This is a genomic window from Rhodococcus sp. 5G237, from assembly GCF_053764735.1.
The window spans coordinates 82,184-97,597 of record NZ_JBSNCD010000006.1; the positions used below are offsets into that span (position 1 = coordinate 82,184).

General features: G+C 69.0%; 12 protein-coding genes. All 12 read right to left on the bottom strand.

Translation table 11 applies throughout. The features are described 5' to 3' along the window. Positions 1–7: 7 nt before the first annotated feature. From nuoN to ACWPOC_RS15330, 12 genes are read right to left on the bottom strand one after another with little or no spacing between them, the layout of a single operon-like run. Complete coding sequence (gene nuoN, locus ACWPOC_RS15275) at positions 8–1,612, bottom strand: NADH-quinone oxidoreductase subunit NuoN (RefSeq protein ID WP_455408930.1); 1,605 nt, start codon at positions 1,610–1,612, stop codon at positions 8–10. Then, a complete protein-coding gene (locus tag ACWPOC_RS15280; protein ID WP_120283094.1) occupies positions 1,609–3,300 on the bottom strand; it encodes an NADH-quinone oxidoreductase subunit M in 1,692 nt (563 codons plus the stop codon). The genes nuoN and ACWPOC_RS15280 overlap by 4 nt, the downstream gene beginning before the upstream one ends. Positions 3,301–3,313: 13 nt before the next feature. Continuing rightward, positions 3,314–5,206 (bottom strand): NADH-quinone oxidoreductase subunit L, encoded by a 1,893-nt coding sequence (nuoL, locus tag ACWPOC_RS15285; RefSeq protein ID WP_120283096.1) that lies wholly within the window; start codon positions 5,204–5,206, stop codon positions 3,314–3,316. Between the two features lie 58 nt (positions 5,207–5,264). Beyond that, positions 5,265–5,564 carry an NADH-quinone oxidoreductase subunit NuoK gene (nuoK, locus tag ACWPOC_RS15290; protein WP_120283098.1) on the bottom strand — a complete coding sequence of 100 codons (300 nt, stop codon included), beginning with the start codon at positions 5,562–5,564 and terminating at the stop codon, positions 5,265–5,267. Then, positions 5,561–6,352: an NADH-quinone oxidoreductase subunit J gene (locus tag ACWPOC_RS15295; RefSeq protein ID WP_088898401.1), complete on the bottom strand. Its 792-nt coding sequence runs from the start codon at positions 6,350–6,352 to the stop codon at positions 5,561–5,563. Before ACWPOC_RS15295 ends, nuoK begins: the two co-directional genes overlap by 4 nt. Beyond that, positions 6,349–6,894, bottom strand: coding sequence for an NADH-quinone oxidoreductase subunit NuoI (gene nuoI / locus ACWPOC_RS15300; protein ID WP_006554037.1), 546 nt, complete (start codon positions 6,892–6,894; stop codon positions 6,349–6,351). The genes ACWPOC_RS15295 and nuoI overlap by 4 nt, the downstream gene beginning before the upstream one ends. Continuing rightward, positions 6,894–8,195 (bottom strand): NADH-quinone oxidoreductase subunit NuoH, encoded by a 1,302-nt coding sequence (nuoH, locus tag ACWPOC_RS15305; protein ID WP_088898403.1) that lies wholly within the window; start codon positions 8,193–8,195, stop codon positions 6,894–6,896. The genes nuoI and nuoH overlap by 1 nt, the downstream gene beginning before the upstream one ends. Next, positions 8,192–10,663, bottom strand: coding sequence for an NADH-quinone oxidoreductase subunit G (locus ACWPOC_RS15310; RefSeq protein ID WP_455408931.1), 2,472 nt, complete (start codon positions 10,661–10,663; stop codon positions 8,192–8,194). Before ACWPOC_RS15310 ends, nuoH begins: the two co-directional genes overlap by 4 nt. Beyond that, the gene (gene nuoF, locus ACWPOC_RS15315) at positions 10,660–12,846 is read right to left on the bottom strand and encodes an NADH-quinone oxidoreductase subunit NuoF (protein ID WP_120283102.1); all 2,187 of its coding nucleotides are present in this window, start codon (positions 12,844–12,846) and stop codon (positions 10,660–10,662) included. Before nuoF ends, ACWPOC_RS15310 begins: the two co-directional genes overlap by 4 nt. Then, positions 12,843–14,147: an NADH-quinone oxidoreductase subunit D gene (locus ACWPOC_RS15320; protein ID WP_088898406.1), complete on the bottom strand. Its 1,305-nt coding sequence runs from the start codon at positions 14,145–14,147 to the stop codon at positions 12,843–12,845. The genes nuoF and ACWPOC_RS15320 overlap by 4 nt, the downstream gene beginning before the upstream one ends. Then, a complete protein-coding gene (locus tag ACWPOC_RS15325) occupies positions 14,144–14,860 on the bottom strand; it encodes an NADH-quinone oxidoreductase subunit C (RefSeq protein WP_088898407.1) in 717 nt (238 codons plus the stop codon). The genes ACWPOC_RS15320 and ACWPOC_RS15325 overlap by 4 nt, the downstream gene beginning before the upstream one ends. Then, positions 14,857–15,411, bottom strand: a complete 555-nt coding sequence (locus ACWPOC_RS15330) for a NuoB/complex I 20 kDa subunit family protein (protein WP_120283104.1) — start codon at positions 15,409–15,411, stop codon at positions 14,857–14,859. Before ACWPOC_RS15330 ends, ACWPOC_RS15325 begins: the two co-directional genes overlap by 4 nt. Positions 15,412–15,414: the final 3 nt, after the last annotated feature.

A 15,414-nucleotide genomic window follows, 5' to 3' on the forward strand; every position in this document is an offset into this window, starting at 1 on the left:
TTCGTGGTCAGAGCACGAACACCGCCGCCCGCTCGGCGAGATCGAGGACGGGTTGCGGCAGGATGCCGAGCAGCACCGTCGCCACCGCCGCGAACGCGATCGCCGCGCTCGCCGCCACGGTCGAGGTCGCGAGTCGCGGGGCGTCGTCGGTCGGGTCGGTGAAGAACATCAGCACGATCACCCGCACGTAGAAGTACGCGGCGATCGCGCTGACCAGCACGCCGACGATCACGAGCGGAGCCGCACCGCCCTCGATCGCCGCGCCGAAGACCGCGAACTTCGCGATGAACCCGCTGGTGAGCGGAATGCCTGCCAGCGACAGCAGGAACAGCGCGAACGCCCCGCCGAGCAACGGGGAGCGTCGCCCGACACCGGCCCAGCGCGACAGCTCCCATGCCTCGCCGTCCGGGTCGCGCACCAGAGTCACCACGGCGAACACACCGACCGTCCCGATCCCGTAGACGAGCAGATAGAACAGCGTCGACGAGATCCCGGACACGGTGCCGGCCACGACGCCGGTGAGCACGAATCCGGTGTGGCTGATCGCCGAGTACGCGAGCATGCGCTTGATGTCGTTCTGCGTCACCGCGAGGACCGCGCCGACGACCATCGTCGCGATCGCGACGGCCCACAGGATCGGCCGCCACTGGTCGGCGGAGCCGGGGACCGCGACGTAGAGCACGCGCAGCAGTGCACCGAAGGCGGCGATCTTCGTCGCGGCGGCCATGAACGCCGTGACGGGGGTCGGTGCGCCCTGGTAGACGTCCGGCGTCCACGAATGGAAGGGCACCGCCCCGATCTTGAAGAGCAACCCGACGGCCAGCAGACCCACCCCGACGAGCGCGGTGGTCTCGCTGCCCGCACCGGTGTCGATCGCCAGGGCGATACCGCCGAAATGGACGGTCCCGGCATAGCCGTAGAGCATCGCCACCCCGTACAGGAAGAACGCCGACGAGAACGCGCCCAGCAGGAAGTACTTCAGTGCCGCTTCCTGGGAGAGCAACCGGCGGCGCCGCGCCAGACCGCACAGCAGATACAGGGGCAGCGACAGCACTTCGAGCGCGACGAACATCGTCAGCAGGTCGTTCGAGGCCGGAAAGACGAGCATTCCGCCCACCGCGAACAGCATGAGCGGGAAGACCTCGGTGCGCGCGCCGCCCGCCGCGAGCGCCTGCCGTTCGGCCGCGGTACCCGGAATCGCAGACGCCTGGGGCGCGAAAGCGTCGAGATGCGCACCGACCGCGGCGCGGGAAACCGATTGCGTGCGAACCTGTTCGATACTCCGTTCCGCGACGAGCGCAACCGACAGCACCGCCACGATCAGGACCGATCCCTGCAGGAACAGCGCCGGTCCGTCGATCACGACCGCCCCCGACAGGGTGGTTGCACGGGTTCCCGCGAGCATCACCACGGCGACGAACGCCGCCACGAGCGCGCCCGTCGTCAGGAGCACGTGGGCGAGATAGCGTGCCGAGGCCGGCGCGAAGGACTCGACCAGCACACCGACGACGGCCGCGGCGAAGACGATGAGGATCGGTGCGATCAGTCCGTAGTCGATCGCCGGGGCGGGAATCGACGCGGCAACAACGACGAGGCCCTCGGAGGGGTTCATTCGGCTTCACCTTCCTCGGAACCGTGCGCGGGAACACCACTCTCGGCGACGGGTCGCTCGGCCGGCACCACCGGTTCTGGCCGGGAGATGTCGATCGAGACGAGCGTGTCGTCGACCGCGGGGGTGATGACGTCGAGCGCGGGTTTCGGGTAGATCCCCAGGATGAGCAGCAATGCGATCAGCGGCGCGACCACCGCGACCTCACGAGGCACGAGATCGGAGAGCTTGCGGGCGTGTTCGGCACCGTCGCTCCCGTCGTCACCGTCGTCCCCACCGGGCAGGCGCACGGGTCCGCCCATCATGCGCTGGTAGAGCCACAGCACGTAGAGCGCGGACAGCACGAGCGCGAGTGTCGCGATCACCGCGGCCACCTGGTAGCGCGGATAGGTGCCGACGAAGACGAGGAACTCGCTGACGAACGGCGCGAGCCCGGGCAGGGACAGGGTCGCCAGTCCGGCGACGAGGAAGGTCCCGGCGAGGACCGGAGCGACCTTCTGCACCCCGCCGTAGGCGGCGATGGTGCGGTCTCCGCGCCGCGAGACGAGGAAACCGGCGATGAGGAACAGTGCGGCCGTGGAGATCCCGTGGTTGACCATGTACAGCGTCGAACCGGCCTGCCCCTGCGAGGTCAGGGCGAAGATGCCGAGGACGATGAACCCGAAGTGCGAGATCGAGGTGTAGGCGATCAGGCGCATCACGTCGGTCTGACCGATCGCGAGCACGGCGCCGTAGACGATGCCGATGACGGCGAGGGTCACCACGACCGGCGCGAAGGTCACCGAGGCGTCGGGGAAGAGCTGCAGGCAGTAGCGCAGCATGCCGAAGGTGCCGACCTTGTCGACCACGGCCATCATGAGCACCGCCGCGACCGGCGTGGTCCGCACCGCCGCGTCGGGTAGCCACCCGTGCAGCGGCCACAGCGGGGCCTTCACCGCGAAGGCGACGAGGAAACCGAAACATAGTGCGGCAAGTACGGCGGGGGTCGCGTCGAGGTCCCCCGAGACGGCGGCGGCGGTGACGGTTCGGACGTCGAAGGTGCCCACACCCGCGGTCTCCCCCAGCCCGGATCGGGCAGTGACCACGTACAGCCCGATCAACGCGGCGAGCATCACCAGTCCGCCGAGCAGGTTGTACAGCAGGAACTTCACGGCGGCGCGTGCCCGGTCGGCGCGCGGTGTCCCCGGCGAACCGAACCCGCCGATGAGGAAGTACATCGGGACGAGCATCGCCTCGAAGAAGACGTAGAACAGCAGGATGTCGAGGGCGGTGAACGACACGAGCACCATCGACTCGACGAGCAGGATCAGCGCCACGTAGGTGTGCGCGGAACGCGGGCGGGCCGCGCCGGCCTCCTCGTCGGCGGCGCGGTGATCGTGCCACCCGGCGGCCAGGAGCAACGGCACGAGCGCGGCGGTCAACAGGACCAGCACCAGGGCGATGCCGTCGACGCCGAGCCGGTAGCCTGCGCCGAACGAGGGGATCCAGTCGTGCGATTCGACGAACTGGAAACGCTCTCCCCCGCGGTCGAATCCGACGGCGACGATCACCGCGACCACGAGAACGGCGATCGACACCGCGAGGGCGATCGACCGGACGGCGGAACCGAGGCGTGCGGGCAGAGCCATGATCGCGGCGGCGCCGAGCAGCGGGAGCACCCACAGGATCGTCAACCAGGGAACGGTGGTCATCAGTACACCCCCATCACAGCGTCACCAGGACGAGCGCACCGACCACGACGGTCGCGCCGGCGAACATGTACAACGCGTACGAACGGACGAAGCCGGTCTGCAGCAGGCGCAGTCCGCGCGAGAGCGCACCGATCCCGGTGGCGGCACCGGTGACGGAGCCGTCGATGCCGGTGGATTCCACGGCGCCGAGGGCGCGCACCAGACCCTGACCGGGACGCATGAACACCGCTTCGTTCACGGCGTCACCGTAGAGGTCGCGACGTGCGGCGACGGTGAGCACCGACACCGCCTCGGGGGCCGTCTCCGGGACCGGTGCGCGCACGTACTGCCGGTACGCGACGGCGACACCGGCGAGCACGACCGCCAGCGTGAGGGTGGTGACGAGCCAGACGGGCAGACCACCTTCGTCATGGTCGTAGCCGACGACGGGTTCGAGCCAGTGCTGCAACGCGCCACCGAGCACCAGCAACCCGCCGGCACCGACCGAGCCCACGGCGAGAGCGATCATCGGCCAGGTCATCGAGGCCGGCGACTCGTGCGGGGTGGCGTCGGGCGCCCATCGCCGGTCGCCGAAGAAGGTCAGGATCATCACGCGGGTCATGTAGAAGGCGGTCAGCCCCGCACCGAGCAGCGCGACGACACCGAGCACGATGCCTTCGACACCGCCGGCAGCGAAGGCCACTTCGATGATCTTGTCCTTGGAGAAGAACCCGGCGAACGGCGGGATGCCGATGATCGCGAGGTAGCCCAGCCCGAAGGTGGCGAAGGTGATCGGCATGACCGCGCGCAGTCCGCCGTAGCGGCGCATGTCGGTCTCGTCGTGCATCGCGTGCATCACCGAGCCGGCGCCGAGGAACAGTCCGGCCTTGAAGAAGCCGTGGGTGAGCAGGTGCAGGATCGCGAAGGCGTACCCGGCGGGGCCGAGTCCGGCGGCGAGCACCATGTAGCCGATCTGGCTCATGGTCGACGCGGCGAGCGCCTTCTTGATGTCGTCCTTGGCGCAGCCGATGATCGCGCCGAAGAGCAGTGTCGCGGCGCCGACGATCACCACCGCGAGTCGTGCGGCCGGTGCGGCGTCGAAGATCGCGTTCGCGCGGACGACGAGGTAGACACCGGCGGTGACCATCGTGGCGGCGTGGATGAGCGCGGAGACCGGGGTGGGGCCCTCCATGGCGTCGCCGAGCCACGACTGCAGTGGCAGCTGGGCGGATTTCGCGCACGCGGCCAGGAGCAGGAACAGGCCGATCGCGGTCACCGTGCCCTCGCTCGCCTCGGGTGCCGCGGTGAAGACCGTGTCGTAGTCGAGGCTGCCGAAGGTCGCGAACATGATCATGAGGGCGACGAGCAGCCCCATGTCGCCGACGCGGTTGACGACGAACGCCTTCTTCGCGGCGGTCGCGGCGGTGGGCTTGTACTGCCAGAATCCGATGAGCAGGTACGAAGCGAGACCGACGCCCTCCCATCCGAGGTACAGGACGAGGAAGTTGTCGGCGAGGACGAGCACCAGCATCGCCGCGAGGAACAGGTTCAGATAGGCGAAGAACTTCCGGCGCTCCGGATCGTGTGCCATGTAGCCGACCGAATAGAGGTGGATCAGCGAGCCCACGCCGGTGATGAGCAGTACGAAGCAGATCGACAGCGCGTCGAGCCGCAGTCCGAGATCGACCTGCAGTTCTCCGACCGGCACCCAGGTGAACACGGTCTGCTGCGCGAGCCTCTCGCTCGCGGCGAGTCCGCGCAGTCCGGCGAACATGACGACGCCGACGACGAACGAGGCGATCGCCGCGGCGCATCCGAGCAGATGTCCCCAGCGGTCGCTGCGACGCCCGAAGAGCAGCAGAACGAACGCGCCGGCCAGGGGCAGTGCCGGTATCGTCCACAGCGCCGAGTTCAGGAACGAAGTCATGCCGCGTGTCCTCTCGGTTCGTCGTGGGCTCTCACACTCACCGTCCTCGTGGGGGTCGTCAGTACTTGAGCAGGTCGGCGTTGTCGACGGAGGCGGATCGCCTCGTCCGGAAGATGGTCACGATGATCGCGAGGCCGACGACGACCTCGGCGGCCGCGACGACCATCGTGAAGAAGGCGAAGACCTGTCCGTGGAGGTTGCCGTGCACCCGCGCGAAGGTGACGAAGGCCAGGTTGGCGGCGTTGAGCATCAACTCGACGCACATGAACACGACGATGGCGTTGCGGCGCAGGAGAACTCCCACAGCGCCGATGGTGAACAGCAGTGCCGACAGGTAGAGGTAGTTCTCGGGGTTCATCGCCGATCCTTCCTCGCGTCGTCGTCGGGTTCGCGCAGGCCGAGTTCGGTGTGGTCCCAGTCGCGTCCGATGCGGCCGAGCAGCTCACCGACCGACAGTTCGGAGAACGATCCGTCCGGGAGCAGGGCCGGGACGTCGGCGGCGTTGTGGCGGGCATAGACGCCCGCGGCCGGCAGCGGTGTGACCCGCTCTCCTTCGCGGAACCTGCGTGCGGCGAGTTCGCGTTGGGTCTGCCTCGGCTGCAGTCGTTCTCGGTGGGCGAGCACCATCGCACCGACGGTGGCGGTGATGAGCAGCGCTCCGGTGAGTTCGAACGCCCAGACGTAGTCGATGAACAGCAGCACCGCCAGGCCCTCGACGTTGCCGCCGGCGTTGGCGGCGTCGAGTCCCGCGAAGCCGGAGACCGCGGTGTTGCCGATGCCACCGATGAGCATCACCGCGAAGCCGATCGCCACGACGATCGCGAGAACACGCTGTCCCTTGATGGTTTCGACGAGGGAGTCGGCGGAATCGATACCGACGAGCATGAGCACGAACAGGAACAGCATCATCACGGCGCCGGTGTAGACGACGACCTGCACCACACCGAGGAACAATGCGTCCTGCGCGATGTAGAAGACGGCGAGCACGATCATCGTCATCGCGAGGAACAGCGCCGAGTACACGGCCTTCGGGGCGACGACGACACCGAGCGCCCCGAGTACCGCGACGGCACCGAGGATCCAGAACTGCACGGCCTCCCCGGTGGAGGTCGTGGTGAGTTCGGCGGCGAGCAGCGCGGTGGTCACCGGTGTTCCTCCCCGTCGGCGGCGGACGCGTGTTCCGGGACGGGGATCGTGCCCCGGTAGTAGTCCTCGTCGGTGGCGCCGGGTGCCATGGGATGCGGGGGTGGCTGCATCCCGGGTTCGAGCGGCGCGAGCAGGCGGTCCTTCTCGTAGATCATGTCGGTGCGGTTGTCGGCGGCCATCTCGTACTCGTTCGTCATCGTCAGCGCGCGGGTCGGGCACGCCTCGATGCACAATCCGCAGCCGATGCACCGCAGGTAGTTGATCTGGTAGACGCGCCCGTACCGTTCGCCGGGCGAGTACCGCTCCTCGTCGGTGTTGTCGGCGCCCTCGACGTGGATGGCATCGGCGGGGCAGGCCCACGCGCACAGTTCGCAGCCGATGCACTTCTCGAGTCCGTCCGGATACCGGTTGAGCTGGTGGCGTCCGTGATAGCGGGGGGCGGTGGGTCTCTTCTGCTCCGGATACTGCTCGGTGTTGGGCTTCTTGAACATCGTCGTGAGCGTCACACCGAAACCGGCGAGCGGGCCGCGGAATTCGACCATCACGATCCTCCTGGGAGACGACCCGCCGGGGCGGGCGGACTCGATCGGGTGCTCGACCGAGCAGGTAGTGGCGGCACGGGGAAGCCCCCGGCCATGGCGTCGAACTCCTCGTCGACGCCGGCGGGTGGTTCCGTCGCCTGTGCGATGCGCCGGGTCCGCCGCCCCTGCAGGGTGAGGTAGGCGAACAGCAGAGCGGTGGACAGTACCCCGGCGACGATGAGGCTCGCGGTGCCGGGCAGGACGTCGTCGGTGTCGAGGATGCGCAGCGCGGCCACGATCATCACCCACACCACCGAGACGGGGATGAGCAGTTTCCACCCCAGGGCCATGAACTGGTCGTAGCGCAGTCGCGGCAGGGTGCTGCGCAGCCACACGAAGACGAACAGCACGACCCACACCTTGATCACGAACCACAGCAGCGGCCACCAGCCCGAGTTCGCGCCGCTCCACAGCGTCAGCGGCCACGGCGCGTGCCAGCCACCGAGGAACAGGGTGGTCGCGAGCGCGGAGACGGTGACCATGTTGACGTACTCCGCGAGCATGAACATCGCGAACCGCAGCGACGAGTACTCCGTGTGGAAACCGCCCACGAGTTCGCCCTCGGCCTCGGGCAGGTCGAAGGGAGCGCGGTTGGTCTCCCCCACCATCGACACCGAGTACACCAGGAAGGACGGCAGCAGCAGCACGACGAACCACAGGTCGTTCTGCGCGGCGACGATGCCCGAGGTCGACATCGTGCCCGCCTGCAGGAAGACCGCGGCGAACGCGAGTCCCATCGCGATCTCGTAGGAGATGACCTGCGCGGTCGAGCGGAGACCACCGAGCAGCGGATAGGTCGAACCCGAGGCCCAGCCGGCGAGCACGATCCCGTAGACGCCGACGGAGGTGATCGCCAGGACGTAGAGCACCGCGACGGGAAGATCGGTCAGCTGCAACGGCGTCCGGTTCCCGAGGATCGACACCTCCGGCCCGAAGGGAATGACCGCGAACGCCATGAACGCCGGGGCCGTCGCGATGATCGGGGCGAGCATGTAGATCGGCTTGTCGACCCCGGTCGGGATGATGCCTTCCTTGAGCGCGAGTTTCAGACCGTCGGCGACGGTCTGGAACAGTCCCTTCGGTCCCACCCGGTCGGGTCCGACCCGCATCTGCATCCAGGCCATGATCTTGCGTTCGGCGAGGATCATCACGAGGGTCGTCAGGACGAGGAACGCGAAGATCGCCACGGCCTTGACGACGACGAGCCACCAGGGGTCGATGCCGAACATCGACAGGTCCACGGGTTGGGCGGTGACGCTCATCGCGGATCCTCCTCGTCCGATCCGGAGCCCGTCGTGGCGGTGGCCCGGATCCGCACCACGTCACCGGCGGTGACACCGAGATCGGCGTGCACCATCGATCCCGGCGAGGCGGTGGGCAGCCAGACGACACGGTCGGGCAGGTCGTCGACCACCAGCGGCAGCGTGATCGAGCCGCGCTCGGTGGAGACGGTGAGCGAATGATGGTCGGCGGCGCCGATCTCCGCAGCAGTTGCGGCCGACAGACGGGCGACGGGTTCGTGCGCGGTTCCGGCGAGGTGCGGTTCGTCGTCCTGCAACCGGCCCGCGTCGAGGAGCATCCGCCAGGTGGCGAGGACCGCTTCCCCGAGAACGGGACGTCGTGGAGGTCGCGGGGACACTCCCGGCGATTCGGGAACGGTGCCCGTCCATCGTCCGAGTTCCGCGAGTTCGTGACGCAGGGTCTCGACGTCGTGGGGGCCGGGATCGTCGAGGCCTCCGTCGAGGTCCATCGCGTCGGTGATCGCCGCGAGCACCCGGTGGTCGGGCAGTGCTCCGGTGTCGCGGAGGGCGATCGGGAAGGCACGTTCGCGTCCCTCCCAGTCGAGGAAGCTCCCGGCCTTCTCGACCACCGGCGCGACGGGGAAGACGACGTCGGCGCGGTCGGTCACCGCGCTGCGTCGCACTTCCAGACTCACGACGAAGCCGGCACCGTCGAGACCCGCGAGTGCGGCATCGGGGTCGGGCAGGTCGGCGGGGTCGACGCCGGCGACCACGAGCGCAGCCACATCACCTTCGGCGGCCGCGGAGAGGATGGCGTCGGTGTCGCGGCCCGACTCCGACGGCAGGGTGTCGGCCGGTAGACCCCACGCCGACTCGACGTCGCGCCGGGCCTGCGGATCGCCGATCGGGCGACCACCGGGCAGCAGGGTCGGGAAGGCGCCGGCTTCGAGTGCTCCGCGATCACCGGCGCGGCGGGGGATCCACGCGAGGCGGGCTCCGGTCTCGTCGGCGAGGGCCGCAGCGGCGGACAGCGTGCCGGGCGATGCTGCGGCCCGCTCCCCCACCAGCACGATCGCACCGGGAGTCCCGAGCGCCGCCGCGGCGTCGGCGGATGCGCCGGTGCGGATCGCGTCGAGCGCGCGTGCCTCGTCGCCCGGGACGCACTGTTCGACCCGGCCCGACAGCTTGTGGACACCGCGCGAGGCGAACGGTGCGATCGTGAAGACCTGCAGCCTGTTCCGCCGGACCGCCTTGCGCAGCCGCAGGAAGACGATCGGCGACTCCTCCTCCGGCTCGAATCCGACGAGGAGCACCCCCGGCGCGCGGTCGAGGTCGCGGTAGGTGACGTCGAGGCGCCGTCCGGCGACCCGCGAGGTGAGGAAGTCCGTCTCCTCCCCCGACAGGGCTCGACTGCGGAAGTCGATGTCGTTGGTGCCGAGCGCCGTTCGCGCAAACTTCGCGTACGCGTAGGCGTCCTCGACGGTGAGCCGGCCACCGGTGAGGACCCCGGCCCTACCGCGCGCCGCAGCCAAGCCGCGGGCGGCGACGCCGAGCGCCTCGATCCACGATGCGGGAACGAGCGCTCCGGTGTCGTCGCGGACGAGCGGCGTCGTGAGGCGGTCGTCGGCGGTGGCATAGGTGAACGCCCACCGCCCCTTGTCGCAGTTCCATTCCTCGTTGACCTCGGGGTCGTCCCCCGCGAGGCGGCGCAGCACCGCTCCGCGCCGGTGGTCGGTGCGTTGAGCGCAGCCGCTCGCGCAGTGTTCGCACACACTCGGAGTGGAGACCAGATCGAACGGGCGGGCGCGGAACCGGTAGGCGGCGCCGGTGAGCGCACCGACCGGGCAGATCTGGACGGTGTTGCCGGAGAAGTACGACTCGAACGGTTCCTCGGTGTAGATGCCGACCTGCTGCAGCGCCCCGCGGTCGAGCATGTCGACGAACCGGTCGCCCGCGACCTGGTCGGCGAAGCGGGTGCAGCGCGCGCACAGCACGCAGCGTTCGCGGTCGAGGAGCACCTGCGAGGAGATCGCGATGGGTTTCGGGTAGGTGCGTTTGGTGTCCTCGAAACGGGATTCTGCGCGTCCGTTGGACATCGCCTGGTTCTGCAGCGGGCACTCGCCGCCCTTGTCGCACACCGGGCAGTCGAGCGGATGGTTGATGAGCAGCAGTTCCATCACGCCGCGCTGGGCCTTGTCGGCCACGGGTGAGGTGAACTGGGTGCGCACGACCATCCCGTCGGTGACCACCGAGGTGCAGGAGGCGAGCGGTTTGCGCTGCCCCTCGACCTCGACGAGGCATTGGCGGCACGCGCCGACCGGTTCGAGCAGCGGGTGGTCGCAGAACCGCGGGATCTGGACCCCGATCAGTTCGGCGGCGCGGATCACGAGAGTGCCCTTGGGCACGGCGATCTCGGTGTCGTCGATGGTGACGTTCACGAGGTCGGTGGTCTCGGATTTCTCCGCACCGGCACCGGACACGGCGGTCATCGCTCGCCTCCTTCCGCGGGGGTGTCGGCGGCGAGCGTCGACAGGTGCGGGTCGAACGGGCAGCCGCCGTGCTCGAAGTGGGCGACGTATTCGTCGCGGAAGTACTTCAGCGACGAGGTGATCGGGCTGGTGGCGCCGTCCCCGAGGGCGCAGAATGCCCGGCCGAGGATGTTGTCGGAGATGTCGAGCAGCTTCTCCAGGTCGGCTTCGGTGCCCCGCCCGTGTTCGAGCCGCTCGAGGATCTGCACGAGCCACCAGGTGCCCTCGCGACACGGGGTGCACTTGCCGCAGGATTCGTGGGCGTAGAACTCGGTCCAGCGCAGCACCGTGCGGACGACGCAGGTGGTCTCGTCGAAGATCTGCAGGGCCCGGGTCCCGAGCATCGACCCGGCGGCGGCGACGTTCTCGTAGTCCAGGGGGACGTCGAGGTGTTCGTCGGTGAAGATCGGGGTCGACGAGCCACCGGGTGTCCAGAACTTGAGCCGGTGGCCGGCGCGCACACCTCCGGCGTAGCCGAGCAACTCCCGCAGCGTGATGCCGAGCGGGGCCTCGTACTGGCCGGGGGTGGTGACGTGCCCGGAGAGCGAGAACATCGCGAATCCCGGTGATTTCTCGGTGCCCATCGAGCGGTACCAGTCCACACCGTTGCGGATGACGAGCGGGACGTTCGCGATGGACTCGACGTTGTTGACGACGGTCGGGCACGCGTACAGGCCGGCGACGGCGGGAAAGGGCGGACGCAGGCGTGGTTGGCCGCGGCGTCCCTCGAGGGAGTCGAGCAGCGCCGTCTCCTCACCGCAGATGTACGCGCCCGCACCGGCGTGGACGACGAGTTCGAGGTCGTATCCGGAGCCGAGGATGTCGCGTCCGAGATAGCCGGCCTCGTAGGCCTCCGCGACCGCGGCGTGCAGGCGCCGCAGCACCGGGACGGCCTCCCCCCGCAGGTAGATGAACGCGTGCCGGGCGCGGATCGCGTACGCGGCGATGATCACGCCTTCGACGAGGGCGTGCGGGGTGGCCAGCATGAACGGGATGTCCTTGCAGGTGCCCGGTTCGGATTCGTCGGCGTTGACGACGAGATAGTGCGGCTTGTCGTCACCCTGGGGGATGAACGACCACTTGGTGCCGGTGGAGAATCCGGCGCCGCCGCGACCGCGGATCCCGGAGTCCTTCACCGCGGCGATGACCGTATCCGGGTCCATCCCGAGGGCGATGGGCAGGGCTTCGTATCCGCCGTGCCGCCGGTAGGCGTCGAGGGTCCACGCCTGGTCCTCGTCCCAGTAGCGGGTGAGTACGGGGGTCAGACCCGTCGGTGATTTCCCGACGGCGACGACGACCTCGTCCTTCTCCGGTGGTTCCGGTGCCCGCATGTCGTGCTTGCGGGCGACCTCGAGCCCGGCGAGGGAGGCCGGTCCGGCGGTACCGGCGGCTTCGAGCGCACCGGGCCGGTCGTCGGGGATCCCCGCGAGCAGGCGCGCGGTGTCGCGGAAGTTACGCAGCGGGGCGCCGCGCGTCGGTGTGGGTGTGCCGCCGGCGAGCAGGTCGTCGACGAGTTCGATCGCGGAGTCGACGGTGCGGTTGTCGAACAGTTCCCAGTCGACGGTCATCACCGGGGCGTAGTCGCACGCCGCGTTGCATTCGATGTGTTCGAGGGTGATCGCGCCGTCGGCGGTGGTTTCGTCGTGTCCGATGCCGAGCCGGGTGCACAGGGCGGAGAAGATCTCGTCGCCGCCCATCGTCGCGCACAGCGCGTTCGTGCACACCCCGACATGGTGGCGGCCGGTCGGCGAGCGGCGGTACATGGTGTAGAAGGTCGAGACGGCGGCGACCTCGGCGCCGGTGAGTCCGAGCCGCCGGGCGCAGAACTCGATGCCGGCCGGCGTGATGTACCCGTCCTCCGCCTGCACGAGGTGCAGCAGCGGCAGCAGCGCCGATCGGGGCTGCGGGTAGCGCGCGACGATCCGGTCGGCGTCGGCGTCGAGGCGGGCACGCACGTCGTCGGGATAGCGGCGCGGTGCGTCGGGTGGGGTGAGATAGGTGTCCTCGTCGGGTCGCGGCCCGAGCGGGACGAGGACGGGTTCGCGTCCGGCCGGTTCGGTCATCGGCACGGTGGCGGTGGTCTCGCTCGTGGCCGCGGTGCCGGTGGTCTCCGCACCCGCGGCGCGCACGAATTCGGTGCTCATCGGTCCACTCCCCCCATCACCGGGTCGATGCTGGCGACGGCGGCGATCACGTCGGAGACCATGCCGCCTTCGCACATCGCCGCGACGGCCTGCAGATTCGTGAACGACGGGTCGCGGTAGTGCACGCGGTAGGGGCGTGTGCCGCCGTCGCTGACCATGTGGACGCCGAGTTCGCCGCGTGGCGATTCGACGCCGATGTAGACCTGTCCCGCCGGGACGCGGATGCCCTCGGTGACGAGCTTGAAGTGGTGGATCAGGCCCTCCATCGACTCGCCCATGATGTGACGGATGTGGTCGGGCGAGTTGCCGAGTCCGTCCGGTCCGAGCTGCAGTTTCGACGGCCAGGCGATCTTGCCGTCCTGCACCATCACCGGTCCGGGACGGAGCCGGTCGAGGCACTGTTCGACGATCTTCAACGATTCGCGCATTTCCCCGATCCGGACGAGATAGCGGGCGTAGCAGTCGGATCCCTCGGCGGTGACGACGTCGAACTCGTAGGTCTCGTAGCCGCAGTAGGGTTCGGCGCGACGCAGGTCGTAGGGCAGGCCGGTGGATCGCAGGATCGGTCCGGTGACGCCGAGGGCCATGCAACCGGTGAGATCGAGGCAACCGATGTCGCGGGTACGCGAGATGAAGATGGGGTTGTCGGTGAACAGGGCTTCGAGGTCGGCGAGGCGGCCGGGCAGCAGGGCGAGCAGGTCGCGGATCATCGGCACCGCCTCGTCGGGCAGGTCCTGGGACAGTCCGCCGGGCCGGATGTAGGAGTGGTTCATCCGCAGTCCGGTGATCGTCTCGAAGACGTCGAGGATCAGTTCGCGTTCGCGGAAGCCGAACAGCATGGGCGTGGTCGCACCGAGTTCCATGCCGCCGGTGGCCAGCGCCACCAGGTGTGAGGAGATGCGGTTGAGTTCCATGAGCATCACCCGCACGACCTGCGCGCGGTCGGGGACGAGATCCTCGATGCCGAGCAGTTTCTCGACGCCGAGGCAGTAGGCCGTCTCGTTGTGGAACGGGGCGAGGTAGTCCATGCGGGTGACGAAGGTGACGCCCTGGGTCCAGTTGCGGAATTCGAGGTTCTTCTCGATTCCGGTGTGGAGATAGCCGATTCCGCAGCGGGCCTCGGTGACGGTCTCGCCGTCGATCTCGAGGATCAGGCGCAGTACTCCGTGGGTGGACGGGTGCTGGGGTCCCATGTTGACGACGATGTGGTCCTCACCGCTGTCGCGTACGGCAGCGGTGATGTCGTCCCAGTCGCGTCCGACGGCGTCGAAGACGGTCTCGGTCGCGGGTTCGCTCGTCACGTGTACGCCCTCCGTTCGTCGGGTGGTGGGATCCGGGCGCCCTTGTACTCCACCGGGATTCCGCCGAGAGGGTAGTCCTTGCGTTGGGGATGTCCGCGCCAGTCGTCGGGCATCTCGATGCGGGTGAGCGCGGGGTGCCCGTCGAAGACGATCCCGAAGAAGTCGTAGGTCTCGCGCTCGTGCCAGTCGTTCGTCGGGTAGATGCGGTAGAGCGACGGGACGTGCGGGTCGCTGTCGGGGATCGCCACCTCGAGCCGCATCCGGCGGTTGTGGGTGATCGAGACGAGCGGATACACCGCGTGCAGTTCGCGGCCCGTCTCCTGCGGATAGTGCACCCCGCTGACCCCGAGGCACAGCTCGAATCGGAGGTCCGCATGGTCGCGCAGGGTGCGGGCCACGAGCGGCAGATGTTCGCGGCGGACGAAGACGGTCAGCTGGTGCCGGTGCACGACGACCTTCTCGACCGCCTGCGCGTAGCCCGTCCCGGTGTCGCCGGACCGCTCGTCGAGGACGTCCTCGAGCGTGTCGACGAGGTCGTCGAGGTACCCCCCGTAGGGACGTTCGGTGCTGCCGGGCAGCGTCACCCGGCGCACGAGACGGCCGTAGCCGCTTGTGTCGCCGGATCCGCGCACACCGAACATGCCGCGCCGCACGGCGATCACCTCGTCGGCGCGGTCGTCGTGGTCGGATCCTGTCCGTTCGAGATCGGTCATCGCGGCGGCACCGTCAGTTCGATGAGGGGGCGTTGGGCCAGGGCTGCTTCCTCGGCGGCGCGGATCGCCTCGACCCGGTTCACACCCAGGGGCATCTGCGCGATCTTCTCGTGCAGGGCGAGGATGGCGTGCAGGAGCATCTCGGGCCGGGGCGGGCAGCCCGGGAGGTAGATGTCGACGGGGACGACGTGGTCGACCCCCTGGACGATCGCGTAGTTGTTGAACATCCCGCCCGACGAGGCGCACACGCCCATCGCCAGCACCCACTTCGGTTCGACCATCTGGTCGTAGACGCGGCGCAGTGCGGGGGCCATCTTCTGGCTTACGCGGCCGGCGACGATCATCACGTCGGCCTGTCGCGGCGAGGCCCGGAAGGCCTCCATGCCGAAGCGAGCGATGTCGTAGCGGCCGCCGGCGGTTGCCATCATCTCGATGGCGCAGCACGCGAGCCCGAAGGACGCCGGCCACAACGAGCCCTTCCGTGCGAAACCGGCGAGGGTCTCGACGGTACTGAGCAGGAAACCGGTGGGGACCTTCTCCTCGATGCCCATCGT